This is a genomic window from Variovorax guangxiensis, from assembly GCF_003952165.1.
Lineage (GTDB): Bacteria > Pseudomonadota > Gammaproteobacteria > Burkholderiales > Burkholderiaceae_C > Variovorax > Variovorax guangxiensis.
The window spans coordinates 436,790-461,483 of record NZ_RXFT01000005.1; the positions used below are offsets into that span (position 1 = coordinate 436,790).

Annotated in this window: 23 protein-coding genes; 8 read left to right on the top strand and 15 right to left on the bottom strand. The window is 69.2% G+C overall.

The genetic code is table 11. The features are described 5' to 3' along the window. Positions 1 to 1,614 (bottom strand): 6-hydroxynicotinate reductase, encoded by a 1,614-nt coding sequence (locus EJP67_RS15045; protein ID WP_126022503.1) that lies wholly within the window; start codon positions 1,612 to 1,614, stop codon positions 1 to 3. A 323-nt stretch (positions 1,615 to 1,937) separates the two neighbouring features. On the opposite strand from EJP67_RS15045, the gene EJP67_RS15050 reads away from it, so the two are divergent. From EJP67_RS15050 to EJP67_RS15060, 3 genes are all read left to right on the top strand, one after another. Then, on the top strand, positions 1,938 to 2,711 hold the full coding sequence (locus EJP67_RS15050; protein ID WP_126022504.1) for a ferredoxin--NADP reductase: 774 nt from the start codon (positions 1,938 to 1,940) through the stop codon (positions 2,709 to 2,711). A gap of 115 nt (positions 2,712 to 2,826) precedes the next feature. Next, a complete protein-coding gene (locus EJP67_RS15055) occupies positions 2,827 to 3,573 on the top strand; it encodes a TetR/AcrR family transcriptional regulator (RefSeq protein ID WP_126022505.1) in 747 nt (248 codons plus the stop codon). Then, the gene (locus EJP67_RS15060; protein ID WP_126022506.1) at positions 3,528 to 4,727 is read left to right on the top strand and encodes an amidohydrolase family protein; all 1,200 of its coding nucleotides are present in this window, start codon (positions 3,528 to 3,530) and stop codon (positions 4,725 to 4,727) included. Before EJP67_RS15055 ends, EJP67_RS15060 begins: the two co-directional genes overlap by 46 nt. Positions 4,728 to 4,746: 19 nt before the next feature. Here the strand turns inward: EJP67_RS15060 and EJP67_RS15065 are convergent, their stop codons facing one another. Genes EJP67_RS15065 through metH form a run of 4 tightly spaced genes read right to left on the bottom strand, consistent with a single transcriptional unit; the run spans position 4,747 to position 10,769 of the window. Continuing rightward, positions 4,747 to 5,148 (bottom strand): GtrA family protein, encoded by a 402-nt coding sequence (locus EJP67_RS15065; RefSeq protein ID WP_126022507.1) that lies wholly within the window; start codon positions 5,146 to 5,148, stop codon positions 4,747 to 4,749. Next, complete coding sequence (locus EJP67_RS15070; RefSeq protein ID WP_240650664.1) at positions 5,145 to 6,167, bottom strand: glycosyltransferase family 2 protein; 1,023 nt, start codon at positions 6,165 to 6,167, stop codon at positions 5,145 to 5,147. Before EJP67_RS15070 ends, EJP67_RS15065 begins: the two co-directional genes overlap by 4 nt. Continuing rightward, complete coding sequence (locus EJP67_RS15075) at positions 6,164 to 7,978, bottom strand: ArnT family glycosyltransferase (protein WP_126022508.1); 1,815 nt, start codon at positions 7,976 to 7,978, stop codon at positions 6,164 to 6,166. Before EJP67_RS15075 ends, EJP67_RS15070 begins: the two co-directional genes overlap by 4 nt. 52 nt (positions 7,979 to 8,030) lie before the next feature. Further along, positions 8,031 to 10,769, bottom strand: coding sequence for a methionine synthase (gene metH / locus EJP67_RS15080; protein ID WP_126022509.1), 2,739 nt, complete (start codon positions 10,767 to 10,769; stop codon positions 8,031 to 8,033). Between the two features lie 311 nt (positions 10,770 to 11,080). On the opposite strand from metH, the gene EJP67_RS15085 reads away from it, so the two are divergent. Beyond that, a complete protein-coding gene (locus EJP67_RS15085) occupies positions 11,081 to 11,971 on the top strand; it encodes an esterase/lipase family protein (RefSeq protein WP_126022559.1) in 891 nt (296 codons plus the stop codon). Between the two features lie 7 nt (positions 11,972 to 11,978). Beyond that, positions 11,979 to 12,911: a lipase secretion chaperone gene (locus EJP67_RS15090; RefSeq protein WP_126022510.1), complete on the top strand. Its 933-nt coding sequence runs from the start codon at positions 11,979 to 11,981 to the stop codon at positions 12,909 to 12,911. Between the two features lie 21 nt (positions 12,912 to 12,932). On the opposite strand, the gene EJP67_RS15095 is transcribed toward EJP67_RS15090, so the two are convergent. Next, a complete protein-coding gene (locus EJP67_RS15095) occupies positions 12,933 to 13,373 on the bottom strand; it encodes a PACE efflux transporter (RefSeq protein ID WP_126022511.1) in 441 nt (146 codons plus the stop codon). A 100-nt stretch (positions 13,374 to 13,473) separates the two neighbouring features. Between EJP67_RS15095 and EJP67_RS15100 the strand changes: the two genes are divergently transcribed. The 3 genes from EJP67_RS15100 to EJP67_RS15110 all read left to right on the top strand — a co-directional run bounded on the left by EJP67_RS15100 (position 13,474) and on the right by EJP67_RS15110 (position 16,205). Beyond that, positions 13,474 to 14,415, top strand: a complete 942-nt coding sequence (locus tag EJP67_RS15100; protein WP_126022512.1) for a LysR family transcriptional regulator — start codon at positions 13,474 to 13,476, stop codon at positions 14,413 to 14,415. A gap of 33 nt (positions 14,416 to 14,448) precedes the next feature. Next, the gene (locus tag EJP67_RS15105) at positions 14,449 to 15,066 is read left to right on the top strand and encodes a TetR/AcrR family transcriptional regulator (RefSeq protein WP_126022513.1); all 618 of its coding nucleotides are present in this window, start codon (positions 14,449 to 14,451) and stop codon (positions 15,064 to 15,066) included. A gap of 89 nt (positions 15,067 to 15,155) precedes the next feature. Then, a complete protein-coding gene (locus EJP67_RS15110) occupies positions 15,156 to 16,205 on the top strand; it encodes an NADP-dependent oxidoreductase (RefSeq protein ID WP_126022514.1) in 1,050 nt (349 codons plus the stop codon). An 11-nt stretch (positions 16,206 to 16,216) separates the two neighbouring features. On the opposite strand, the gene EJP67_RS15115 is transcribed toward EJP67_RS15110, so the two are convergent. The 9 genes from EJP67_RS15115 to EJP67_RS15155 form a co-directional block, all read right to left on the bottom strand. Further along, complete coding sequence (locus EJP67_RS15115; RefSeq protein ID WP_126022515.1) at positions 16,217 to 16,921, bottom strand: SH3 domain-containing protein; 705 nt, start codon at positions 16,919 to 16,921, stop codon at positions 16,217 to 16,219. A 168-nt stretch (positions 16,922 to 17,089) separates the two neighbouring features. After that, positions 17,090 to 18,142 carry a homocysteine S-methyltransferase family protein gene (locus tag EJP67_RS15120; protein WP_126022516.1) on the bottom strand — a complete coding sequence of 351 codons (1,053 nt, stop codon included), beginning with the start codon at positions 18,140 to 18,142 and terminating at the stop codon, positions 17,090 to 17,092. A 41-nt stretch (positions 18,143 to 18,183) separates the two neighbouring features. Then, positions 18,184 to 19,008, bottom strand: coding sequence for an N-formylglutamate deformylase (gene hutG, locus EJP67_RS15125; RefSeq protein WP_126022517.1), 825 nt, complete (start codon positions 19,006 to 19,008; stop codon positions 18,184 to 18,186). A gap of 11 nt (positions 19,009 to 19,019) precedes the next feature. Next, complete coding sequence (locus tag EJP67_RS15130) at positions 19,020 to 20,405, bottom strand: formimidoylglutamate deiminase (RefSeq protein ID WP_126022518.1); 1,386 nt, start codon at positions 20,403 to 20,405, stop codon at positions 19,020 to 19,022. Further along, positions 20,402 to 21,628 carry an imidazolonepropionase gene (gene hutI / locus EJP67_RS15135; protein ID WP_126022519.1) on the bottom strand — a complete coding sequence of 409 codons (1,227 nt, stop codon included), beginning with the start codon at positions 21,626 to 21,628 and terminating at the stop codon, positions 20,402 to 20,404. Before hutI ends, EJP67_RS15130 begins: the two co-directional genes overlap by 4 nt. Positions 21,629 to 21,630: 2 nt before the next feature. Then, positions 21,631 to 22,215 carry a HutD/Ves family protein gene (locus EJP67_RS15140; RefSeq protein WP_126022520.1) on the bottom strand — a complete coding sequence of 195 codons (585 nt, stop codon included), beginning with the start codon at positions 22,213 to 22,215 and terminating at the stop codon, positions 21,631 to 21,633. 148 nt (positions 22,216 to 22,363) lie between these two features. Then, entirely contained in the window at positions 22,364 to 23,032 is a 669-nt protein-coding gene (locus EJP67_RS15145) for an amino acid ABC transporter permease (RefSeq protein ID WP_126022521.1), read from the bottom strand. A 7-nt stretch (positions 23,033 to 23,039) separates the two neighbouring features. After that, complete coding sequence (locus tag EJP67_RS15150; RefSeq protein ID WP_125952686.1) at positions 23,040 to 23,792, bottom strand: transporter substrate-binding domain-containing protein; 753 nt, start codon at positions 23,790 to 23,792, stop codon at positions 23,040 to 23,042. A gap of 65 nt (positions 23,793 to 23,857) precedes the next feature. Beyond that, a complete protein-coding gene (locus EJP67_RS15155; RefSeq protein WP_126022522.1) occupies positions 23,858 to 24,589 on the bottom strand; it encodes an IclR family transcriptional regulator in 732 nt (243 codons plus the stop codon). Positions 24,590 to 24,694 lie beyond the last annotated feature (105 nt).

Genomic DNA, 24,694 nt, shown 5'->3' on the forward strand with positions numbered 1-24,694 from the left:
TCAGCCCAGCATCGGGGCGTGGCCCAGGGGCCACGGGTTGGCGTCGTCCACCGCGAGCCATTGGCGCGCGAGCGGTGCGCCGTCTTCCTGCCATGCACCGCGAGCGAGCGCCTGCTCGAGCGGGAAGATGTGTTCGACGTGGCCGCCGAGCGCCTCGTAGTCGTCGCGCCGCATGCTGAATTCGATGGGCGCGACGATGGCCGGCGTGGGCACGGTGCCGAAGCTGTTGTCGGGCATGCGCATGACGTCGGCCATCACCGTGATGCCGCCGCCGGGCCACACATAGGCCGGCGCGCCGCCGCAGGTGACGTTGACCAGCGCGCGCTTGATGGCGCGCGTGAGCAGCACGGGGTTCTCGGTGACGCCCGCGCGCAGGCTGCCACCCGCACCGCCGAGGAACAGCACCGTGCACAGCGACGGCTCGCAGTTCTCGCCGATGCGGTCGACGATGCGCTTCACCTCGGGCGGCATCGGCTGCTCGACGGGCTTGAGCGCGTCGTCGAGCACGTACCACTGCGCGTGCTCGCCGGTGGTCGATGTCATGAGCAGGCGCAGGCCGGGGCGGGCGACGCCCTCTTCCCAGCCCTCGATGATCGCGAGCGGATCGGCGATGTCGGTGCCGCCCCAGCCGTTGCCCGGGTTCGCCACCTGGAAGTAGCGCCCCGGCGTGGACTTGCGCCCCAGCATCTGGATGCCCGAGGGCGCCATGTCGAGGCAGCGGCCCGCCTGGTGCTCGGTGAGCACGCCGGTGATGTGGTCGTCGACCACGACCACCTCGTCGGCCACGCCGGCGAACTGGCGCGCGAAGATGCCGACCGCGGCCGAGCCGCAGCCCACGCGCATGCGCTGCTCTTCCACGCCGTTGACGATGGGCGCCTTGCCGGCCTGGATGACGAGGGTGGAGCCGCCGTCGATGGTGCACTCCACCGCCTTCTTGTTGCCCAGCAGCTGCATCAGCTCGGCCGTCATGCGGCCTTCCTTCTTGCTGCCGCCGGTGAGGTGGTGCACGCCGCCCAGCGAGAGCATCTGCGAGCCGTATTCGGCCGTGGTCACGTGGCCCACGACCTCGCCGCGGTAGCGCACGTTGGCCTGCTCGGGGCCGAGGAAGCGGTCGGTGTCGATCTTCACCTTGAAGCTGCAGTAGCTGAAGATGCCTTCGGTGACGACGGTGACCATGTCCACGCCCTGGGCCCTGGAGGCCACGATGAAGGGGGCGGGCTTGTAGTCGGGATAGGTGGTGGAGGAGCCCACGCCGGTGACGAAGACTTCGTCGGCGTGCAGCAGGTCGCCGTTCCAGTCGGGGCTGGCGGGGGCCTCTTCGGCGCCGGGCCGGTTGAAGGGCACCAGCGCGGGCTTCTCGCTCTCGACCGTGCGGCGCAGCAGCACCACGGGATCGACGCGCACCAGCACGCCCTCCTTGTTGGCGTAGCGGTCGCAGGCGCCGGTGCGGCCGTCGGAGATCTGGCAGAGCACCGGGCAGGCGTTGCACTCGACCTTGGCCGAGCTCATGCGCTCGTTGCGCGGCGGCGCCTTGCCGAAGGCGCTGCTGCCGGCTTCGGCCACCACGGGCATGTCCATGCCGGGGAGGCCATCTGTCTTGGTGTGTTCTGTCATCGGGGCGATCTCGTGGGCGTTCGGTGGTGAGCGAAAGGCAAATCCAGGCTGCCGGGGTTTGCAACAAACGTGCCGTCCGCCCGCTTGTGCATCGACTTCCGTTTGTGTAGCATTCCCTACACTTTCATGTTGCATTCACTACATTAAAGGTCAATGTAGCAAACGGGCCCGATGCTTGCAATGGTGTTTTCTCGCGGTGTTCATCGGGGTTTCTCCGACCAACGACAATGGAGGGTTCGGAGCCGGCCGGCGGCTTTCGCCCCAAAGGCGTGCGCGCAGGCTCAGCCAACCTCCCCTGTTACCAACCAACTCTTGAGTTCCGTATGAGTGCATTCAGCGAAGAACGCGTCCTGAGCGTCCACCACTGGACCGATCGCCTGTTCACCTTCACCACCACGCGCGACCCGGCCCTGCGCTTCTCGAACGGTCATTTCACGATGATCGGCCTGAAGGTCAACAACAAGCCCCTGCTGCGCGCCTACAGCATCGTGAGCCCGAACTACGAGGAGCATCTCGAGTTCCTGAGCATCAAGGTGGAAGACGGCCCGCTGACCTCGCGCCTGCAGCACATCCAGGTGGGCGACACCATCATCGTGGGCCGCAAGCCCACCGGCACGCTGCTGATCGACTACACGCTGCCGGCCAAGCGCCTGTACCTGTTCGGCACCGGCACCGGCCTCGCACCGTTCATGAGCATCATCCGCGACCCGGACACCTACGAGAAGTTCGAGCAGGTCATCCTGGTGCACGGCGTGCGCCAGGTCGACGAACTGGCCTACCACGACCTCGTGACCGACCACCTGCCCAAGCACGAGTTCCTGGGAGAGATGATCGCCAAGCAGCTGCTGTACTACCCCACGGTCACGCGCGAGGAGTTCCGCAACCAGGGCCGCATCACCGACCTGATCGAGAGCAACAAGCTCACCGACGACCTCGGCCTGCCGCCGCTGAACGTCGAGGAAGACCGCGTCATGCTGTGCGGCAGCCCCGGCCTGCTGGTCGACCTGAAGCACATCCTGGAGGCTCGCGGCTTCAAGGAAGGCAACACGTCGACCCCCGGCGACTACGTCGTCGAGCGCGCCTTCGCAGAGAAATGAAAGCCCCCCGGCTTTTCACTCGCCGCGCTCGTGTAACTCCACCCCCCATGGGGGAGGCGCGGTCCGCCTTGGGGCGGCCCGGCGGCGACCGCCTCGCCCTTCACTCCGGCCGCTGATGGAACGCAAGGCAGTCACCAAGCCGCAGCGCCGCACGGGCGTGCGCGAGGCGGCTGCCCAGGCCACGCGCGACAGCATCCTGAAGGCCGCGACCAAGGTCTTCGCCAGGTATGGCTACGACGGCGGCAGCGTGGAGAAGATCTCCAAGGCCGCGAAGTCGTACGACCGGATGATCTACTACTACTTCGGCAGCAAGGAAGGCCTCTTCATCGCGGTGCTCGAAGGCATCTACCAGCGCATGGACGACGCCGAGGCCGCCATCGCGCTCGACGCCTCGCGGCCGGTGGACGCGCTCACCGAAGTCATCCGCTTCGTGCTGGGCTATTACCGCAAGAATCCCGAGTTCGTCACGCTGCTGAACACCGAGAACCTGCACAAGGGCCGGCACATTTCGAAGTCGCTGCGCGCACGCGAATACTCGTCGCGCGCGGTGGCGATCATCGAGGAGATCCTGGCGAGCGGCGCCGCGCAGGGCCTGTTCCGCAAGGACCTGGTGGCGCGCGACATCTACCTGCTGATTGCCTCCACCGGCTACTTCTACACCTCCAACCGGCACACGCTCACCGCCTTCCTCGGCGAGCCGCTGGAGTCGCCCGAGGCGATCGCGCACTGGGAAGACTTCGTGATCGAGACCGTGCTGCGCACCGTGCGCGCGGACGAAGTGCAAGACAACACCCCACCCCACGAGGAAAACACGAAATGGCAGAAATCGCAGCCGGCGGCAAGTCGGGCAAGGTCGTCATAAGGAACATCGGACTGCTGCTCTCGGGCGACATCGACAAGCCCATTCTCGATGCCGACACCATCGTCGTGAACGACGGCCTGATCGTCGCGATCGGCAAGGAAAAGGACTGCGACCTCGAAGGCGCCGTCACCGTCATCGACGCGAAGAAGACCTGCGTGGCGCCCGGCCTGATCGACAGCCACGTGCACCCGGTGTTCGGCGACTGGACCCCGCGCCAGGGCCAGCTCGGCTGGATCGACTCCACCATGCACGGCGGCGTGACCACCATGATTTCCGCCGGCGAGGTGCACCTGCCCGGCCGCCCCAAGGACATCGTCGGCCTGAAGGCCCTGGCCATCACCGCGCAGCGCGCCTTCGACAACTTCCGCCCCGGCGGCGTGAAGGTGCTGGCAGGCGCGCCCGTCATCGAGAAGGGCATGGTCGAGAGCGACTTCAAGGAACTCGCCGAGGCCGGCGTGGGCCTGCTCGGCGAAGTGGGCCTGGGCTCGGTCAAGGCCGGCTACGAGGCCAAGGAGATGGTGGCCTGGGCGCGCAAGTACGGCATCCAGAGCACGATCCACACGGGGGGCCCGTCCATTCCCGGTTCGGGCCTGATCGACAAGGACGTGGTGCTCGAGGCCGACGCCGACGTCATCGGCCACATCAACGGCGGCCACACCTCGCTGCCCGAGGCGCACGTGTGCGAGCTGTGCGAGAAGAGCTCGCGCGCCATCGAGATCGTGCACAACGGCAACGAGAAGGTCGCCATCGCGGCAGCGAAGGCCGCGCTGGAGCTCAAGTGCCCGCACCGCGTGATCCTCGGCACCGACGGCCCGGCAGGCTCGGGCGTCCAGCCGCTGGGCATCCTGCGCATGGTGGCGATGCTGTCGTCCATCGCGAACATCCCGGCCGAGCTGGTGTTCTGCTTCGCGACGGGCAACACCGCGAAGATCCGCAAGCTCAACTGCGGCCTCGTCGAGGTGGGCCGTGCCGCCGACTTCGTCTTCATGGACCGCGCGCAGCATTCGCCCGCGCCGGGCCTGCTCGAGAGCGTGCAGCTCGGCGACATCCCGGGTGTGGGCATGGTGATGATCGACGGCATCGTGCGCTGCGGCCGCAGCCGCAACACGCCGCCGGCGACGGAGATTCCGGTGGTCGTCTCGGGCGCGCACTGAGCGCGCCGCACCGCCGGCCTCAGCCGTTGCGGTGCGACCGGAAGACGAGATAACGCGCCGACAGGAAGTTGGCGCTCATGCCCGCGAGGCTGCCCAGCGCCACGCCGAGCGCCGCGGCCCAGCGGCCTTCCACCCAGTGCAGCGTGAGCACGTAGGCACCGTAGTTGAGCACCGCGCCCGCGGTCATGGTCGCGAGATAGCCCAGGTATTCGCGCCAGATGGAACGGCCGGCCGCCGCACTGGCCGCGAAGGTGTAGCGGCGGTTGAAGGCCCAGGTGGTGGTCGCCGCCGCAAGGAACGACACCACGCGCGCCGCGTACCAGCCCAGCAGCGGCGCCAGCAGGTACAGCACCACCACGTCGACCACGAGCCCGATCACGCCGACGGCGGCGAAGACGAGGAACTCGCGGCCTATCTTCATCGTGGGCCGGCCGCCAAGCCGCGCGACACCCGTTCGCGCACGCTCGGAATCGCGAGGTAGCTCAGCCGCTTGGCCTCACGTCGGCCCAAGGTGATGGCTTGCATGATGACGCCGCACACGAAGGACAGCATCGCCGCCAGCATCGCCCCGGTGGCCAGCACCGCGGTGGGCAAGCGGGGCACCAGCCCGGTCTGCACGTAGGTCATGAAGACCGGCACGACCAGCGCGACCGACATCAGCGCCAGCAGCGCGCCGATGATCGAGAAGAACTGCAGCGGCCGTTCGCTCACGAACAGCTTGCAGATGGTCTTGAGGATGCGCCAGCCGTCGCGGTAGGTCGAGAGCTTGCTCACCGAGCCTTCTGGACGCGTGCTGTAGGCGGTGGCTTCCTCCGCATAGGGCATGCGCAGTTCGAGCGCGTGCACGGTGAGTTCGGTCTCCGTCTCGAAGCCCCGCGACAGCGCCGGGAACGACTTGGCATAGCGCCGCGAGAACACGCGGTAGCCCGAGAGCATGTCGGTGAGCCCGCCGCCGAAGAGCTGCGCCACCGCGCCCGTGAGCATGCGGTTGCCGAAGCGGTGGCCCGCGCGGTAGGTGTGCACGTCCTGGCCGTCGTCCACGCGGCTGCCGACCACCATGTCGAGGTTGTCGTTCACCAGACGTTCGACGAGGCGCGGCGCGGCGCCCGCGTCGTAGGTGGCGTCGCCGTCGGTCATCACGTACACGTCGGCGTCGACGTCGGCGAACATGCGCCGCACCACGTTGCCCTTGCCTCGCAGGGCCACGTGGGTGACGGTGGCGCCGGCCGCGCGCGCCACGGCGGCCGTGTCGTCGCTGGAGTTGTTGTCGAAGACGTGGATGTCGGCTTCCGGCAGCGCGGCGCGAAAGCCCCGAACCACCTGTTCGATGGCCAGCGCCTCGTTGTAGCAGGGAATGACCACGGCGACGCGCAGGCCGCAGCCGCCGTTGCCTCCGAGGCCTTGCCGGGTACTGGTGGAGATGTCTGCCGCGTCGTTCATGGTGCGACGGGAAGGATACGGTAGACGCGGCTGCCGTCCTTCTGGTATTCCACGGCGAAGTACTTGTCGAAGTCGATGCGCGCGGTGAAGACCGGCACCACCGAGTCGGGCAGCACGATGGCAACGAAGCCCATGCCCGAGAGCTTGCGCGCGAGATCGCCGCCCGACAGGCGCCCGAAGTCGGTGTAGCGCCAGGGCCCGAGGGTGTCGCCCCAGATGGGGTTGGGGCCGTAGTAGATCGCCTCGTTCAGCGCGATCTGGTAGACACGACCCTTGGCGTTGCGCCGCAGGTAGTCCATGGCCGCGTAGCCCGGCACGTGCTTGCGCAGCACGGCTTCACGGGCTTCCGGCGTGGTGGCGATCAGCGCGACCTTGGTGGCCGTCTGGCGCACGGAAACCGCGGCCAGCACCGCCAGCAGCAGCACGATCGCCCAGTCGCCCACGCGGGCCGGGGTACGCGCGGTGACGGCGGCGGGCGGAACGTCGGCTGCCGCACCCTTGCCCCCGGCCAAGCGGCGAAAGCCCGCGGCGATCCAGCCGAACACCACCTGCCAGCCGATGGCCGCGATGGCCGCCAGCAGCGGGAACGAGGCCGTCAGGTAGCGCGGATAGCGCGAGGTCGCGACCCAGACGACCACCGAGTACAGGCAGAACCAGCCGGCCGCGCGCACCGCCGCGGAGCGCTTCCACAGGGGGCTGAACGGCGCGAAGAACACCGACCACAGCAGCGCGTTGGGCAGCTCGGCATGCACGCGCACGTCGGCCACCTGCTGCACGTAGTCGGCCGGCGTCCATTCGGTGAAGCCGAACACGCGCGCGCCGATGGGGTTGAAGGGGTCGCCGGTCATGATGGCGTTGCGTGCGTACCAGTACACGCAGGGAATCAGGAAGCAGGCGAACATCAGCGCCCAGGCCTTGAGGCTGCGCTCGTGGCGGAAGACGAAGGGCGCCACCAGCGGCAGGAAGACCAGCGCCTGGTACTTCGAGCCCGCGGCCACGCCCAGGCAGAAGGCCGCCAGGCCGAGCCAGCGGATGCCACCGTGCACAGGCTTGCCGATCTCGGACTCGCGCCACCACCACAGCGCCACGCAGGCCGAGAGCACGAAGAGCGCCACGCCCATGTCGATCAGCGCGTTGGAGTAGTCGCCGAGCCCCAGCCAGATGGCCGCGCCGATGCACGCGGTGAGCCGGCCGGCATGCAGCATGCCCAGGCGGTAGACCATGACCACCGACAGCGCTCCGGCCAGGCCATTCAGGAAGTGCGGCAGCACGTCGTCGCCCAGCTGCAGCGCACCGGCATACAGCAGGTTGTAGTTGTACGGGAACCAGGGGTAGCGCAGCCAGTCGTGGATGCCCAGCGAGCCTTGCTCGGCGACCTGCCGCGCATAGGGCAGGTGGTACATCAGCTCGTCGAAGGCGATGGGCGGCGCAAGCGGGGCGGCCAGCGCTGGAAGCACGACCAGCGCCAGCGCGATCGCCGCGACGCGCTCGACGTAGCTCCACGGCGCCGCGGGCGGGTTCGCGAGCAACAGCGTGCGCCGCTCGCGCAGCCATGAGGGCAGCTGGAGCGCCGCGGCCGCCACGCCCACTGCGACGATCGCCGCGGTCGCGCCGGGCCTGAAGGCTCCGAAGATGGCCAGGGCCTGGAAGGCGCAGATGAAGATTCCCACGCCCAGGGCCACGGCCATGGCGGCTTCGAGCCCCGCGTCGCGGCGCGGCGGCGGCGCCAGGCGGCCCAGCAGCGCGCGTCCATAGCCCCAGCAGCCCGTCACGAAAACCGCCAGGGCCGCGTAGTGCGCGGCTGCAAACATCAGCTTCTGAATAACGACTCCCGGTGCCGGACGGCCGCGCCGGCCGGCAGGTTCAAAGGTTGGGCGCGAGCAGGCGTTCGAGGTCGGCTTCGCTTTCCTTGCGCCGCGCGGCCTGGTCCTGTAACTGGTCGTGTCCGATCTTGCCGACGTTGAAGTACGTCGAATCGGGGTGGCTCAGGTAGAACCCGCTCACGCTGGCGGCGGGCATCATAGCGAGGCTTTCCGTCAGGCTCATGCCAATGTCCGCGCAGTTCAGAAGGTCGAACATGGGCTTCTTCACGCTGTGGTCGGGGCAGGCCGGGTAGCCCGGCGCGGGGCGGATGCCGCGGTACTCCTCCGCGATCATCTCGTCGTTGCTCAGGCTTTCGTCGCTCGCGTAGCCCCACAGGTCGGTGCGCACGCGATGGTGCAGCGCCTCGGCGAAGGCCTCGGCCAGCCGGTCGGCAAGGGCCTTGAGCATGATGGCGGAGTAGTCGTCGAGGTCGTCGACGAAGTACTTCTCCTTCTTCTCCACGCCCAGGCCTGCGGTCACGGCGAACATGCCGACGTAGTCCTTCACGCCGCTGTCCCTGGGCGCGACGAAGTCGGCCAGGCAGCGGCTCGGGCGCATCACGCCGTCGATCTCGTGCTTCTCGGTCTGCTGGCGCATGCCGTACCAGGTGAGCGCCACCTCGCTGCGCGATTCGTCGGTGTAGAGCTCGATGTCGTCGTCGTTCACGGTGTTGGCGGGCCAGAAGCCGACCACGCCGCTCGCGCTGAGCCAGCGGCCCTCGATGAGACGCTTGAGCATGCGCTGGCCGTCGGCATACACGCGCACGGCCTCGGTGCCGACGATCTCGTCCTTCAGGATGGCCGGGAACGGGCCGGCGAGGTCCCAGGTCTGGAAGAACGGGCCCCAGTCGATGTACTTCGCGAGCTCGGTCAGGTCGAAGTTCCTGAACACGCGCCGGCCGATGAACTTCGGCACCGGCGGCAGGTAGTTCGCGAAGTCGATGGGCGTCTTGTTGGCGCGCGCCTTGGCCAGCGGCCACAGCGGCACCTGCTTCTTGTTGGCGTGCTGCTCGCGCACCTTGACGTAGTCGGCGTTGATCTCCTCGATGTACGCGGCCGCCTGGTCGCTCAGCAGGCTCTGCGCCACGCTCACGCTGCGCGAGGCGTCGGGCACGTAGACCACAGGGCCTTCGTAGTGCGGCGCGATCTTCACCGCCGTGTGCACGCGGCTGGTGGTGGCGCCGCCGATCAGCAGCGGAATCTTGCGGATGCGGAAGTGGTCGTCCTTCTGCATCTCGCCGGCCACGTACTGCATTTCTTCGAGGCTCGGCGTGATGAGGCCCGACAGGCCCACGATGTCCGCGCCCTCGACCTTCGCCTTCGCGAGGATCTCGTGGCACGGGACCATCACGCCCATGTTCACCACCTCGAAGTTGTTGCACTGGAGCACGACGGTGACGATGTTCTTGCCGATGTCGTGCACGTCGCCCTTCACGGTGGCGATGATGATCTTGCCCTTGGAGCGCACGTCGCGCCCGGCCGCCTCGTCCTGGCGCTTCTCTTCCTCGATGTAGGGAATGAGGTGCGCCACGGCCTGCTTCATCACGCGGGCCGACTTCACCACCTGCGGCAGGAACATCTTGCCCTGCCCGAACAGGTCGCCGACCACGTTCATGCCGTCCATCAGCGGACCTTCGATCACGTGCAGCGGACGGCCGCCCCTCGCGAGGATCGCGCGGTAGGCCTCTTCGGTGTCTTCGGTGATGAACTCGGTGATGCCGTGCACCAGCGCGTGCGACAGGCGCTGCGCCACCGGCACGGGCTGCTCGGGCGTGCCGCGCCATTCGAGCTTCTTGCTGTCGTCCTTGGCCGCGCCCTTGGCGCTCTCGGCGATCTCGACCAGGCGCTCGCCGGCGTCGGGGCGGCGATTGAGCACCACGTCCTCCACGCGCTCGCGCAGATTCGGCTCGACCTCGTCGTACACGCCGACCATGCCGGCATTGACGATGCCCATGTCCATGCCCGCCTTGATCGCGTGGTACAGGAACACGGTGTGGATGGCCTCGCGCACCGGGTCGTTGCCGCGGAAGCTGAAGCTCACGTTGCTCACGCCGCCCGACACCTTCGCGCCCGGCAGGTTCTGCTTGATCCAGCGCGTAGCCTCGATGAAATCGACCGCGTAGTTGTCGTGCTCCTCGATGCCGGTGGCAATCGCGAAGATGTTCGGGTCGAAGATGATGTCCTCGGGCGGGAAGCCCACCTCGTCCACCAGGATGCGGTAGGCGCGCTCGCAGATCTCGATCTTGCGCGCGTAGGTGTCGGCCTGGCCCTTCTCGTCGAAGGCCATCACCACGGCGGCGGCGCCGTAGCGCTTCACCAGCTTGGCCTCGTGCTTGAACTTGTCGACGCCCTCCTTCATGGAGATCGAGTTGACGATGCCCTTGCCCTGGATGCAGCGCAGGCCCGCCTCGATGACCTCCCACTTCGAGCTGTCGACCATCACCGGCACGCGCGCGATGTCGGGCTCGCTGGCGATGAGGTTGAGAAAGCGCACCATCGCGGCCTTGCTGTCGAGCATGGCCTCGTCCATGTTCACGTCGATCACCTGCGCACCGTTCTCGACCTGCTGGCGCGCCACCGCCAGCGCTTCTTCGAACTGGCCGTTGAGGATCATGCGCGCGAAGGCCTTGGAGCCCGTGACGTTGGTGCGCTCGCCGATGTTGACGAACAGCGTGCCTTCGCCGATGGAGACCGGCTCCAGGCCTGAAAGCTTCATGGGAGGCGGCATTGGGGAAGACATGGTTGGACTCGGAGGCAAAAGCGGTTATTCGTGCGCGGGTTGGGGGAGTCTATCGCCCTCCCATACGCCGCAGGTGCTGCAGGAGTAAGTCCGAATCATGAAAGGGAAAGTCCGGATCGATCCGGCCCGGTCGGTTTCGCAGAATGAAAAGTGCACGCTCGTTCGTTTTTTGCGTGCCCCCACCCTACCAACCGACACAGGGAGTTCCGATGATTCGAATGAAGAGGAATGCGGCTTCGAGGACCGAGGCGACGGGCAGCAAACAGGGCGGCGCGGCCCGGCGGGCGGGCGGCGCGCTGCTGGTGTGCGGCATGCTGGCGCTCGCGCCCCTGGCGCAGACGGCACAAGCGGCCAACACCAGCGCGCAGACGGCCTATCCGATCGTGCTGGTGCACGGCATGCTGGGTTTCGACACCATCGCCGGCATCGACTACTGGTACGGCATTCCGGGCGAACTGCGCGCGCAGGGCGCCAAAGTCTTCGTCGCCGAGGTGGCGGCCACCAACAGCAGCGAGGTGCGCGGCGAGCAGCTGCTCAAGCAGGTCAAGGACGTCCTGGCGCTGACCGGCGCGAGCAAGGTCAACCTGATCGGCCATTCGCACGGCGGCCCCACGGCGCGGTACGTGTCGGGCGTGGCGCCGCAACTGGTTGCCTCCGTCACCACGGTGGGCAGCCCGCACAGGGGCAGCAAGGTGGCCGACGTGCTCGGCAACACGCTGCCGGACGGCAGCATCAGCCGCGCCGTGGTGGTGAGCGTGGTCAACGCGTTCTCCAGCCTCATCGGCATTCTCTCGGGCAACAACACGCCGCAGAACGGGCTGGGTGCGCTGGATTCGCTCAACACCGCCGGCTCGGCGAAGTTCAACGCCAAGTTCCCCGACGGCGTGCCCACCACCGCCTGCGGCAACGGCACCGAGCTGGTCAACGGGGTGCGCTACTTCTCCTGGTCGGGCACCCAGCCGCTGACCAACGTGTTCGACGCCTCCGACTACGCGCTGTCGCTGACGAGCGTGGTGCACGGCGAGCCCAACGACGGGCTCGCATCGGCCTGCAGCTCGCACCTGGGCACCTACCTCGGCAGCTACAGGCAGAACCACCTGGACGAGGTCAACCAGATGCTCGGCCTGCGCGACCTTTTCTCGGTGAGCCCGGTGACGCTGTACGTGAACCAGGCGGCGAGACTGAAGCAACTCGGCCTCTGAGGAGACGATGCCCCGCAAGCTCCTGCTGCCGCTCGCGGCGGCCGCGGCGGTGCTGGCCGCGGGCACCGCGTGGTGGCTGGCCGGCGGCGAGGAGGCTCCGGCTCCCGCGGTCGTATCGGCAGCCCTGCCGGCCACCTCGTCGGACCTTCCCGATGTCTCCAGATCCGCGCCAGACGCAAGCCCCCACACCCCCGATCCGCTGCTGACGCCCGCCCTGCTGCGCACCTTCGAGCAGATGCTCGACGGCAGCCAGGCTCGCGACAAGGAAGGCCTGATGGCCGAGATGCGCGCCAGGATCGACAGGTACCTGCCGCCCGAATGGCGCGTGCGCGCGCTCGGCCTGCTGGAGCGCTACATCGACTACCGCAACGCGCTGGAGGCCCTGCCGGCCGCCAACATCGGCGACCCGGCGGGGCTGCGCCGGATCCTCGATGCGCGCGCCGGCATCCGCTCGCGCTACTTCGCGCCCGAGGAAGTCGAGGGCCTGTTCGGCGCCGACGAGAAGTTCGACCGCTTCAGCGTCGAGAAGCTGGAGATCGAGCGCAACGCCAGCCTCACCGCCGAGCAGAAGCGCCAGGCGCTGGCGAAGACCGAGGAGACATGGCTCACGCCGGAGCAGCGCGCCGATCGCGTCGCCTCCGTCGCGCAACTGGCCGTGGGCGAGCAGACCGCCGAACTGGAAGCACGCGGCGCCAGTCCGCAGGAGCGTTTCGAGGAGCGCTCCAAGCAGTATGGCTACGAGGCGGCGCAGCGTCTCGCGACGCTCGACCGGCAGGAGCAGGACTGGCAGAGCCGCCTGTCGCGCTACGCCGCGGCCGACGAGGCCGCGCGGGCACAGCTGCAGGCGGAACTCTTCACGCCGCAGGAGGCGCTGCGGCTGCAGGCCGCGCTCGAGATGCGGGCGGCCGAGCAAAAGAAAAAGGCGGCCACGCCGCCTTGATCCTCTCTGCCCGGGCGGCCCTCAGGCCGCCACCGGCACCTTCGCCGCAGCCGAAGCCGGCAGGCCGAACACGCGGTCGAAGGCCCAGTTGAAGACGAAGGTGTAGACCAGGAAGAACACCACCAGCCCCAGGTCCATCACCAGCGCCTGCCAGAGCGTGACGCCCAGGCCCCAGGCGAACATCGGCACCAGGAAGGCGATCAGGCCTCCCTCGAAGCCGATGGCGTGCGCGATGCGGCGGCGCAGGCTGCGTCCGCGCACGACCTGGCGCGACTCCCAGCGCTCGAAGAGCGAGTTGAAGACCAGGTTCCAGATCACCGCGATGACCGAGGCCGCCACCGCCATCGCGCCCGAATGGCCCAGGCCGGCATCCGTCATCAGAGCCAGGCCCGCGCTGGCGGCCACGATGGCGATGCCTTCGTAGAGGCTGATGTAGACGATGCGACGCTGAATCCCTTGCATGGCTTTCTCTCTGTGTTCGTTGATGCGATGACTGGACTTTATTTGTCCCGGGCTGATATAAAAAGTTAACTTGTTTCAGTTTTATTGAAAGATCGGCGCCATGGCCTTTTCCAGCGACAACGTCGAAGTCTTCCTGGCCGTGATCGACCACGGCTCCTTCTCGGCCGCCGCGCGGGCGCTGCGCCGGGTGCCGTCGGCGGTGAGCATGGCTGTCGCCAACCTCGAGGCCGAGCTCGACCTGCAGCTCTTCGACCGCAGCGGCCGCGAGCCCCAGCCCACGGCCGCAGCGCGCTCGCTGGAGCCGCAGGCGCGGCTGCTGGCGGCCCAGCTGAAGCAGCTTCAAGTTCAAGCGCTGGCGCTCACGCAGGGACTGGAAGACCGGCTCACGCTGGCCATCGCGCCCGAACTGCTGGCCGCACCGTGGACCGGTCCGCTGTCGGAGCTGGCGCGGGAGCATCCGCTGCTGCAGGTGGAGGTGCTGGCCGCCCCACAGGCCGACGCGCTGGCGCTGCTGCACAGCGGGCGGGCGCAGTTGGCACTGGTCTTCGAGCGACCCAGCCTCGACGGGCGCGAAGGCTTCCAGGAAGTCGGCAGCGAGCTCATGGTGGCGGTGATGGCGCCCGACCATCCCGTGCTCGCCGCCAACGGCGGCCGGCTGCGCGAGGACCACCTGACCAACACCCGCCAGATCGTCGTGGCCGGGCGCGACCTCGCCACCAGCGACCCGCGCTTCGTATTCGCGCGCCACGTCTGGCGCTCCGACAACGCGCTGGCCGCGCTGAGCCTGATCACCGCCGGGCTGGGCTGGGGCTGGCTGCCGCGCAACTTCGCGCGGCCGCATGTGGCGGCGGGTGCGCTGGTCGAGATTCCGTTCGAGAACCTCAGCAACGGGCTCGACCTGTGGGTGGACGTAGTGTGGTCACGTGAGCGCCCACTCGGCCTGGGAGCCCAGCATTTCGTGAATCTGATCGCCAAGGGGCGGGCCGCGGCGGGCGAATGCAGCCCCAAAGTCAGCTGCGACACCACTGGCTCACAAGACTAGACGACTGGTCTAATTGCCGCTAGAGTGCGGCCCATGAACGCCGCAGCCGCACCCATCACCGACGTCCGCCAGCACATCCTCGACGTGGCCCATCCGCTGCTGCTGCGAAAGGGTTTCACCGGCGTCGGGCTGGCCGAGGTGCTGGCGGCGGCGAAGGTGCCGAAAGGCTCGTTCTATCACTACTTCGGCTCCAAGGAAGTCTTCGGCGAGGCGGTGCTGGAGGCCTACTTCAGCGAGTACCTCGGGCGCACCGACGCCCTGCTGACCGAGGGATCCGGCACCGCCGCCCAGCGCCTGATCGCCTACTTCGACGACTGGCTCGACTCCCAGACCGGCGAGGAGGCGCAGAGCCGCTGCCTCGTCGTCAAGCTTGGCGCCGAGGTCTGCGACCTGTCCGAGAGCATGCGCGCGGCGCTGGCGCGCGGCACCCGCGGCATCACCGACCGGCTCGCCGGCTGCATCGAGGCCGGCCGGGCCGACGGCTCGATCAAGGCGATGCCGCAGGGGCAGGACGCCCAGGGCGTCGCCGTCGCGCTCTACCAGCGCTGGCTGGGCGCCAGCCTGCTGGCCAAGATCACGCGCGACCGCTCGTCGCTGGACGCGGCGATGCGCGACACCCGGCAGCAGCTGGGCCTGTCTTCGGACCACTGAAGGAAATCACCCGGCGGGAGGCGAACGCGCTCCCGCTTTTTTTCGCCCACGCACTAGACGACTGGTCTATTAACCAAGGAGCCACGCCCATGTCCCAGAACAGCAACGCCGTCGATACCGTCAACCGCCGCATCGTCCTCGCCGCCCGGCCGCGCGGCCTGCCGACGCCGGAGAACTTCCGGCTGGAGGAAGCCGCCGTCCCCGCGCCCGGCGAGGGCCAGGTGCTGCTGCGCACGCTGCACCTGTCGCTCGATCCGTACATGCGCCAGTTGATGGACGAGGTGCCGCCGCTCTATGCGCCCGCCTCGGTGCAAGTGGGCGAGCCGATGCCGGGCGGCACGGTCAACCGCGTCGTCGAGTCCCGGAATCCGCAGTTCCGGGTGGGCGACCTCGTGCTCGGCAACGCCGGCTGGCAGGACTACGCGCTGTCCGACGGCCAGGACCTTATGCCGCTCGGCGACATGGCCCAGCCCTCGCTGGCACTCGGCGGGCTCGGCATGCCAGCCTTCACCGCCCACGTCGGCCTGCTCGACATCGGCCAGCCCAAGCCGGGCGAGACGGTGGTGGTGGCGGCCGCGACCGGCGCCGTCGGCTCGGTGGTCGGGCAGATCGCCAGGCTCAAGGGCGCGCGCGTGGTCGGCATCGCGGGCGGCGCGGACAAGTGCCGCCACGCGGTCGAGGTGCTGGGCTTCGACGCCTGCATCGACCGCCACGACCCGGAATTCGCATCGCGCCTCGTGGCCGCCTGCCCCGCGGGCATCGACGTCTACTTCGAGAACGTCGGAGGTGAGGTGTTCGACGCGGTGCTGCCGCTGCTCAACATCGGCGCGCGCGTGCCGGTGTGCGGGCACATCGCCGACTACAACAGCGAAGCGCTGCCCACGGGCCCGAACCGGCTGCCGCTGCTGACGGCGGCGCTGCTGCAGAAGCGCATCCGCATGCAGGGCTTCGTCATCCTCGACCACTACGGCGAGCGCTTCGACGCGTTCCGGCGCGAGATGGACGAGTGGGTCGAGGCCGGCAAGATCACGCTGCGCGAGGACCGCGTCGACGGCCTGGAGAACGCGCCGGATGCGTTCATCGGCCTGCTTCAGGGACGCAACTTCGGCAAGCGCGTGGTGCGCGTCGCGGAAGCCTGAGGCACCGGCCCTCAGTGCCGGTGCCCGCCGCCGTGACCTCCGCCATGGTCACCGCCACGGCCTCCCCCACGATGCCCGCCGCCCCCTCCGGGATGCGGATGCGGCTTGCCCGGCGGCGGCCCGGGCCGGAAACCCGCCTGCGGCCGTGGCGGCCTGATTCCCGGGTCCACCGGCGGACGGATGCCCGGCGCGGGCGGTGGCCTGAAGCCCGGCGCGGGTGGCCGGAACCCCGGCCCCGGCTGCCACGGATGCGGTTGCCATCCGGGCCGTACCGGCGGCGGCGGACGCCAGCCCGCCACGGGCGGAGGCGGCCGGCCGCCCCACCAGCGCCGGTCGCCGTACCAGGGCCTGTCGCGGTAGTAGTCGGCCCAGTAGCTGCCGATGGCGAAGCCGATGATCGGCACGCCGATCAGCGCGCCGTACGTGGCCAGCGGCACGCGCTGCTCCTGGTAGGCGTAGTCGAGGTTGCGCGCCCAGATCCAGCCGCGCCCGCCATCGGGCAGCACCACGTCGCACCAGCCGTAGCCGCTGGTGCAGCCCACCACCTCGAGCGGCTGGCCGGGCCCGAGACGGGCCACCAGCGGATAGTCGGCCGAAGGCCCCGCGCGCAGGTTGACCGCGCCGCGCGTGAAGGCCTGCTGCGCCTGCGCGGCGAGCGGCAGCGCCAGGGCCAGCGCGCCGACGGCGGCCCAGCGCCAGGTGAGTGATGAGTTCATGGCAAGGCTCCTTGCGCCCCAGCCTAGGCCGGGGGGTCCAGCCCGTCAATCAGCGCAGGTCCGATTTCCAGGAACACCGCGGAACCGGCTTTGCCGGGCCGCAGGTGTTGCCCCCGGAAGGGGGTTGGCGAAGCGACACGAAGTGCGCGCAGCCTGGGGGAGAGCCCGCTACGCAGCCTCTTTGTAGAAGCCGGCGTTGTTGGTGCCCAGCACCCGGCCGGCCATCGGCGCGACCGCCTTGCCGATCGCCGCGATGTGGTCCGGCGTGGTGCCGCAGCAGCCGCCCACGATGTTCACCAGCCCTTCCGACGCGAACTCGTGCAGCAGGCGCGAGGTGACCTCGGGCGTCTCGTCGAAGCCGGTGTCGCTCATCGGGTTGGGCAGGCCGGCGTTCGGGTAGCAGCTGATGAAGGTGTCGCCGGCCACGCGCGCCAGTTCCTGGATGTAGGGGCGCATCAGCGCCGCGCCCAGCGCGCAGTTCAGGCCGATGGCCAGCGGCTGCGAATGGCGCACGCTGTGCCAGAAGGCGGTGACGGTCTGGCCGCTGAGGATGCGGCCCGAGGCATCGGTCACCGTGCCGCTGATGATGAGCGGCAGGCGCTGCCCGCTGTTGTCGAAGTACTCGTCGACCGCGAACAGCGCGGCCTTGGCGTTGAGCGTGTCGAAGATGGTCTCGACCAGGATCACGTCGGCGCCGCCCTCGACCAGCGCCTCGGTCTGCTCGTAGTAGGCCGCGCGCAGTTCCTCGAAGTTGACGTTGCGCGCGCCCGGGTCGTTCACGTCGGGGCTGATGCTCGCCGTCTTGGGCGTCGGGCCGAGGGCGCCGGCCACGAAGCGAGGCTTGTCGGGCGTGCTGAACTTGTCGCAGGCCGCGCGCGCGAGCCTGGCCGATTCGAGATTCATCTCGCGCGCGAGGTGCGCCATCTTGTAATCCTCCTGCGCGATGGTGGTCGCGCCGAAGGTGTTGGTCTCGATGAGGTCGGCGCCCGCCGCGAGGTAGCCCTCGTGGATGTCGCGGATCACGTCGGGCCGCGTGAGCGAGAGCAGCTCGTTGTTGCCCTTCACGTCGCGCTCGAAGTCCTTGAAGCGCTCGCCGCGGTACTGCTCCTCCGTCAGCTTGAAGCGCTGGATCATCGTGCCCATGGCGCCGTCGAGGATGGCGATGCGCTGGGCGAGGATGCCGGGCAGGGCCTGGCCGCGGGTGTAGGTGACGGGCTTCATAGACCCCCGATTGTAGGAAGGGGGCCTGCCCCTGCCCGCGGTCAGCCCTTTGCGCGGCCTTCCACGAACGCGAGCACCGCCTCGATCATCCGCCGCACGTGCGGCTGCACGCCCGCCGCCACCTCGGGCAGGTAGTCGAAGGGCAGCTTCTCCTGCATGTAGCTCGACTGGGTCATCTCCAGCTGCACCGCGTGCACGTTCTGTGCGGGGTTGCCGTAGTTGCGCGTGATGTAGCCGCCGGTGAAGCGGCCGTTGAGCACGCCGGTGTAGCCGGTGGCGCTTTCGGCGATGCCCAGCAGCGTCTGCGCGAGCGACGGGTCGCAGCTGATGCCCTTGCCGGTGCCCAGGTTCAGGTCGGGCAGCTTGCCTTCGAAGAAGCGCGGCAGCACCGAGCGGATGGAGTGCGCGTCCCACAGCGCGGCCACGCCGTGCTGCGCGCGGATGCGCGCGAGCTCCTCGGCGAGCTTGGCGTGATACGGCTGCCAGATGGCGTCGCGGCGCTGCGCGGTCTCTTCGTCGCCCGGCACGTCGGCGGCGTCGGCGTACAGCGGCGTGTCGTCGAAGGTGTCGACCGGGCAAAGGCCCGTCACGCTCTGGCCGGGGTAGAGGCTCGCGCCGTCCGGCGGACGGTTCAGGTCGATCACGTAGCGCGAGTGCGTCGCCACCAGCACAGAGGCGCCCAGTTCGTCGGCGAAGTCGTAGAGGCGCTCGAGGTGCCAGTCGGTGTCGGGCACATGGCGCGCCTCGTCGGTGAGGCGCGCGGCCAGCGCGGGCGGCACGTGGGTGCCGACGTGCGGCATCGAGATCAGCAGCGGGCGCGTGCCCTGGCGGAAGCGGAAAGGAGGCTCGGCGGTGGTGAAGGCCATGGTGGGGTCGATCAATCCTGGAGTAGTTGGGTGCGCGCGGCCACGAAGGCGGCGGCGGCTTCGTCGTGTAGCGCGTGGCGCCCGGCCGAGACACGCGGCCGGCCCGCGACCCAGACGCCCTCGATGGCCGAGGTGCGATGGCTCGCGAAGACGTGGGCGGAAAGCATATCGGGCGCGGGCAGGCCCTGCAGCGCGATGTGCGAGGCATCGAGCACCGCGAAGTCGGCCTGCTGCCCCGCCGCGAGCCCGCCGGTGGCGCGGCCCGAGGCCCGCGCCCCGCCCTGCACCGCCTCCAGCGTGAGCGCGGTCGCGACGTGCGGCTGCGCCGCGCTGGCGCCGACGTTGCGCTGGCGCCGGGCCAGGCGCTGGCTGTATTCGAGCATCAGCAGTTCCTCGGCCGCGTTCACGCTGGCGTGGCTGTCGGAACCCACGCCCCAGGCGCCGCCGTGGCTGCGCCACTTGGCGAAGTCGAAGATGCCGTCGCCCAGGTTGGCCTCGGTGGTCGGGCACAGGCCCGCGACCGCGCCGCTGCGGGCCGCGTATTCGTACTCGGCGTCGTTCATGTGCGTGGCATGCACCAGGCACCAGCGCTCGTCCACCGGGGCGTGGTCGAGCAGCCATTCGACCGGGCGCAGGCCGCTCCAGGCCACGCAGTCGTCCACTTCCTTGGTCTGCTCGGCGATGTGGATGTGGATGGGTGCGGTGCGGTCGATGGCTTCGAGCCCCGCGATGGCATCGCGCAGGCCTTCCGGCGGAACGGCGCGCAACGAGTGCGGCGCCAGGCCCAGGCGCGCGCCCTGCGCATCGCACTGCGGCTTGAGCGTTTCGAGCAGGCGCAGCATCGATTCGGTGGAGCGCACGAAGCGGCGCTGCCCCTCGGTGGGCGGCTGTTCGCCGAAGCCGCCGGTCTGGTAGAGCACCGGCAGCAGCGTGAAGCCGATGCCCACCTTCTTCGCCGCGCGCAGCAGCGCGAGGCTCAGCGTGGCGTCGTCGGCATAGGGGCGGCCGTCCACGTCGTGGTGCACGTACTGGAACTCGCACACGCCGGTGTAGCCGGCTTCGAGCATCTCGGCGTAGAGCCAGGTCGCGATGGCTTCCATGTGCTGCGGGCCCAGGCGCGCGGCAAAGCGGTACATCAGCGTGCGCCAGCTCCAGAAGCTGTCGTGCTGCTCGGCGCGGTGCTCGGTGAGGCCCGCGAAGGCGCGCTGGAAGGCGTGCGAATGCAGGTTGGGCATGCCGGGGATCACGGGGCCGCGCGCGGTCTCGGTGCCGGCGGGGCGCTGCGCGCCGGCCTGCACCTGCGTGAGCCGGCCCGCGTCGTCCCACGCCAGCAGGACGTTGCGGGCCCAGCCTTCGGGCAGCAGCGCGTCGGCAGCGAAAAGGGTGTTTGTCGTCATGCGTTGGCTCCAATGGCGATGCGCCCTTGCCGCACCACCGCGCGCACGGGCTGCTGTCCGAACCAGTAGGCGAGCTCGGCCGCCTCGCGCACGTTCCACAGCACGAAGTTGGCGGGCATGCCGGGCGCTATGGCGCCGTGCGTGTCCTGCAGGCCCAGCGCGCGTGCCGCGTGCACGGTGACGCCGTCGAGCGCCTCGGGCACCGTGAGGCGGAACAGCGTGCAGGCCATGTTCACCATCAGCAGCAGGCTCAGCGCGGGCGAGGTGCCGGGGTTGTGGTCGGTCGACACCGCCATCGGCACGCCCGCGGCGCGCAGCGCGGCGATGGGCGGCAGGTGCGTGTCGCGCAGCGTGTAGTAGGCGCCCGGCAGCAGCACGGCCACGGTGCCGGATCTGCGCATCGCCTCGATGCCCTCGGCCGACAGGTGCTCGATGTGGTCGCACGAGAGCGCGCCGTAGCGCGCGGCCAGCACCGCGCCGCCCATGTCCGAGAGCTGCTCGGCATGCAGCTTCACCGGCAGGCCCAGCGCCTTCGCGGCCTTGAAGACGCGCTCGGTCTCGGCGAGCGAGAAGGCGATGCGCTCGCAGAACACGTCCACCGCGTCGACCAGGCCTTCGGCCGCGAGCGCGGGCAGCATCTCGTCGCACACGAGGTCGATGTACTCACCGCTGCGGCCCGCGTACTCGGGCGGTAACGCATGCGCGCCGAGAAAAGTGGTGCGCACCGTCACGCCGTAGGCCTCGCCCAGGCGTCGCGCCACGCGCAGCTGCTTGCGCTCGTGCTCCAGCGAGAGGCCGTAGCCTGACTTGATCTCGATGGCGCATACGCCGTCGGCCAGCAGTTGTTCGAGCCGCGCGGCGGCCTGCGCGAAGAGCGTGTCCTCGTCGGCCTCGCGCGTGGCGCGCACCGACGAGACGATGCCGCCGCCGGCCTTCGCCACTTCTTCGTACGTGGCGCCCGCCAGGCGCATCGCGAATTCGTTGGCGCGCTGGCCGCCGTAGACGAGGTGCGTGTGGCAATCGACCAGCCCCGGCGTGACGAGCGCGCCACCGCCGTCGTGCTGCGCGAGGGCGGTGAATTCGGCCGGCAGCGCTTTGCGGGCGCCGGCCCAGCGGATCGCGCCCTGCTCCACCACGATGGCGCCTTCGACACTCGCATCGGCGGCGAAGCGGATGCCGCTCCAGAGGCCGTCGGCCGAGGGAAGTTCGTTGACGGATTTCATCGTCACTCCTGTTGTTGCGTCGGCAGGATGCGCACCGCGAGCAGCCGCGCGCCGGCACCCTCGGGCAGCGCCTGCCAGCCGCGCGCGGCATCGGCCCACTGCAGGCCTTCGCCCTCGCCGCAGGCTTCGTCGTCCAGGCGCCACGCACCGCGCAGCGCCAGCAGCACGCCATGCGGCGCAGGCTCGATGGCCGTGGCGCCGTCCAGCACGCGGACTTCGGCGCGCCACTGGCCGCGCCGCGTCATCACGTTGAAGTCGTTCGAGGCGCCGCCGAGCAGCGTGCAGTCGATGGCCTCGTCGCCGCTGAAAGCGAATGGCTGCAGTGCGGTGTCGAGCCGGTGTTCGATGCGCCCGTCGTGCGTGAAGAGCCGCACGCCGTCGCCATCGAGCAGCGTGATGCTGCGGTCCACGCCCGCGAACACCGAGAACGGCCCGGCCGCCGCGATGGTGGCGATGCTCACGCGCCAGCCGAAGCTGTCGAGCCCCGCGCCCTGCGGCCAGCTGGCGACTTCCCGCGTGGTGCCGCCGCCGTTCTTCCATGGCGTGGCAGGCAGCGAGGCGCGCGAGAAACGGAACACGCTGCTCATAAGCGCCCCCCTTGCTCCTTCCCCCTCTGGGGGAAGGTTGGGATGGGGGCAGTGCCCAACGAGCGCTGTGATTGGTTAGAGGCCGTCGTGCCCCCACCCCTGCCCTCCCCCAGCGGGGGAGGGAGAAAGACAAATTCCATCGCGCCGCTCATCGCACCATCCCGCCCTGGCGCAGGCGCTGCTCGAAGTGCCTCAGCACCAGCGTCATCGTCCCGGTGAGCACGAAGTACACGACCGCGATGGCCAGGTACACCTCCAGCGAGCGGTACGACACGCTGATGATCTTCTGCCCCTCGTGCATCACGTCGTGGATGGTCAGAAGCGACACCAGCGCCGAGTTCTTGATGAGCGCGATGAACTCGTTGCCCAGCGGCGGGATCATGCGCACCACCGCCTGCGGCAGCACGATGTGGCGCATCGCGAGGCTGGGCGTCATGCCCAGCGACTGCGCCGCCATGGTCTGTCCCTTGTCGATCGACTGGATCGCGCCGCGCACGATCTCCGACACGTAGGCGCCCGAATACACGCCGAGCCCCAGCACGCCGCACACGAAGGCCGGCAGCAGGATGCCGAAGTGCGGCAGGCCGAAGAACAGGATGAACAGCTGCACCAGCAGCGGCGTGCCACGGATGGCCGCCACGTAGGCGGTGCAGATGCCGTAGAGCCAGCGCCGCTTCGGGTTCAGCCGGCCGATGCCGACCAGCAGGCCCAGCACGCAGCCCAGCGCCAGCGCGCAGGCGGTGATCTCCACCGTGACCAGCGCGCCGCGCAGCAGGTCGTGCCAGCCTTCCCAGACGGGCGAGAAATCGAGATCCATGGCGGGCTTACTTGGCGGCCGTGCTGAACCACTTCTTGACGATCTGGTCGTAGGTGCCGTCGGCCTTGAGCTTCTCGATGGCGCCGTTCACCGCCTTGGTCAGCTCGGGCGTGTCCTTGCGAATGGCCATGCCGTATTCCTCGGTGGTGATCTGCTCGGGCAGCACCTTCAGGCCGCCGCGCGTGCGCACGTACTGGTAGGCGGCGGGCTTGCCGGTGACGGCGGCGTCGGCGCGGCCGATGTCGACGAGGTTGAACATCTCCTGGTTCTTCTCGACTTCCATCAGCTGCACCTGCGGGAATTTCTCCTTCGTGTAGCTCACCGACTTGGTGCCCACCTGCACGCTGACCTTCTTGCCGTTGATGTCGGCCGGCGTCTTGATGGCCGTGTTGCCGTCCTTCACCATCACCACGAGGCCGCCCGCGTAGTACGGCACGGTGAAGTCGACGACCTTCTTGCGCTCGTCGGTGATGTAGATGCCCGAGACGGCCATGTCGAAGCGCTTGGAGATCAGGCCCGGCACGAGGCCCTTGAAGTCGATGTCGATCCACTCGATCTTGCGGCCCAGCGTCTTGCCGATGGCCTCGACCAGCTCCACGTCGAAGCCGGTGCGCTTGCCGTTCTCCACGAACTCCATCGGCGGGAAGGTGGCGTCGGTGGCCACGCGCAGCGGCTCGCCCTGCGCATGCGCGGCACCCGCAAAACCGAAGATGGCAAGGCCGGAGAGTGCGGCGGCGACGATGGAACGGCGGGTGTTCATGGCGATGGGCTTTCGTGGTGTGAGTGGAGGTGAGAGGGAAAGAAAAGAAAGAAGAGCCGGCGTGGCTACTGCAGCGCCCGCGAGATGCGCGCCGCCGTGACGACGGTCATGTGCAGCAATGCAGCTTCCATGCCCTCGACGCGCGTGAGCGGTGCCATCAGCGTGATCGCGCCGCGCAGGCGGCGGCCCGGGGCCAGCACCGGCGCGCTCGCGCCCCACACGCCGGCGTCGACCTCGCCGTGGGTCACGGCATGGCCGGCCTCGCGGATGGCGTCGAGCTCGGCGGCGCGCTCGGCGCGGCGCTCGGGGCTTTCGCCGAGGCCGTCGAGCAGGGCGTCGCGCTGGTCGATCGGCATGTGGGCCAGCAGGCACTTGGCGCTGGCGCCGTCGCGCGCGGGCACGCTGCGGCCGCGGTCGAAGGAGCAGCGCAGCGACTGTTCGCTGTCGATCATCTCCAGGCACACGACGCGCTCGTTCACCGCCGTGACCAGCGCCACGCTCTCATGCGACTGCTGTGCCAGCGCGCGCATGTCGGCTCGCGCCGCGATCACGAGGTCGGAGTTGCCGTCGAAGCCGGTGGCCAGCTGCACGCTGACCGGGCCTGGCGAGTAGCGGCCGTCGGACTCCATCACGAAGCCCCAGCGACGCAAGGTGGCGATCTGCCGGTACAGCGTGCTTTGCGAGAGGCCCGTGGCCCGCACCAGCTCGGCCGCCGTCATCGACGCCTTGCTCTGCGCCAGCACCGACAGCACGAAGAGCGCGCGGTCGTTGGCGGGGGCGTCGGTCGGGGTCGTCATGCGGTCGATCGGATGAATGGAACCGGCGTGCAGTATCTTGCCCGCCGTTCCCACTTCCAAGCCCGTATTCCCATCGAGTGGGAATGGGCCTGCTTTTTCTTTCTA

Coding starts and splice junctions, on each gene's coding strand:
- EJP67_RS15045 (WP_126022503.1), bottom strand. CDS start 1,614: ATGACAGAACACACCAAGACAGATGGCCTCCCCGGCATGGACATGCCC.
- EJP67_RS15050 (WP_126022504.1), top strand. CDS start 1,938: ATGAGTGCATTCAGCGAAGAACGCGTCCTGAGCGTCCACCACTGGACC.
- EJP67_RS15055 (WP_126022505.1), top strand. CDS start 2,827: ATGGAACGCAAGGCAGTCACCAAGCCGCAGCGCCGCACGGGCGTGCGC.
- EJP67_RS15060 (WP_126022506.1), top strand. CDS start 3,528: ATGGCAGAAATCGCAGCCGGCGGCAAGTCGGGCAAGGTCGTCATAAGG.
- EJP67_RS15065 (WP_126022507.1), bottom strand. CDS start 5,148: ATGAAGATAGGCCGCGAGTTCCTCGTCTTCGCCGCCGTCGGCGTGATC.
- EJP67_RS15070 (WP_240650664.1), bottom strand. CDS start 6,167: ATGAACGACGCGGCAGACATCTCCACCAGTACCCGGCAAGGCCTCGGA.
- EJP67_RS15075 (WP_126022508.1), bottom strand. CDS start 7,978: ATGTTTGCAGCCGCGCACTACGCGGCCCTGGCGGTTTTCGTGACGGGC.
- metH (WP_126022509.1), bottom strand. CDS start 10,769: ATGTCTTCCCCAATGCCGCCTCCCATGAAGCTTTCAGGCCTGGAGCCG.
- EJP67_RS15085 (WP_126022559.1), top strand. CDS start 11,081: ATGCTGGCGCTCGCGCCCCTGGCGCAGACGGCACAAGCGGCCAACACC.
- EJP67_RS15090 (WP_126022510.1), top strand. CDS start 11,979: ATGCCCCGCAAGCTCCTGCTGCCGCTCGCGGCGGCCGCGGCGGTGCTG.
- EJP67_RS15095 (WP_126022511.1), bottom strand. CDS start 13,373: ATGCAAGGGATTCAGCGTCGCATCGTCTACATCAGCCTCTACGAAGGC.
- EJP67_RS15100 (WP_126022512.1), top strand. CDS start 13,474: ATGGCCTTTTCCAGCGACAACGTCGAAGTCTTCCTGGCCGTGATCGAC.
- EJP67_RS15105 (WP_126022513.1), top strand. CDS start 14,449: ATGAACGCCGCAGCCGCACCCATCACCGACGTCCGCCAGCACATCCTC.
- EJP67_RS15110 (WP_126022514.1), top strand. CDS start 15,156: ATGTCCCAGAACAGCAACGCCGTCGATACCGTCAACCGCCGCATCGTC.
- EJP67_RS15115 (WP_126022515.1), bottom strand. CDS start 16,921: ATGAACTCATCACTCACCTGGCGCTGGGCCGCCGTCGGCGCGCTGGCC.
- EJP67_RS15120 (WP_126022516.1), bottom strand. CDS start 18,142: ATGAAGCCCGTCACCTACACCCGCGGCCAGGCCCTGCCCGGCATCCTC.
- hutG (WP_126022517.1), bottom strand. CDS start 19,008: ATGGCCTTCACCACCGCCGAGCCTCCTTTCCGCTTCCGCCAGGGCACG.
- EJP67_RS15130 (WP_126022518.1), bottom strand. CDS start 20,405: ATGACGACAAACACCCTTTTCGCTGCCGACGCGCTGCTGCCCGAAGGC.
- hutI (WP_126022519.1), bottom strand. CDS start 21,628: ATGAAATCCGTCAACGAACTTCCCTCGGCCGACGGCCTCTGGAGCGGC.
- EJP67_RS15140 (WP_126022520.1), bottom strand. CDS start 22,215: ATGAGCAGCGTGTTCCGTTTCTCGCGCGCCTCGCTGCCTGCCACGCCA.
- EJP67_RS15145 (WP_126022521.1), bottom strand. CDS start 23,032: ATGGATCTCGATTTCTCGCCCGTCTGGGAAGGCTGGCACGACCTGCTG.
- EJP67_RS15150 (WP_125952686.1), bottom strand. CDS start 23,792: ATGAACACCCGCCGTTCCATCGTCGCCGCCGCACTCTCCGGCCTTGCC.
- EJP67_RS15155 (WP_126022522.1), bottom strand. CDS start 24,589: ATGACGACCCCGACCGACGCCCCCGCCAACGACCGCGCGCTCTTCGTG.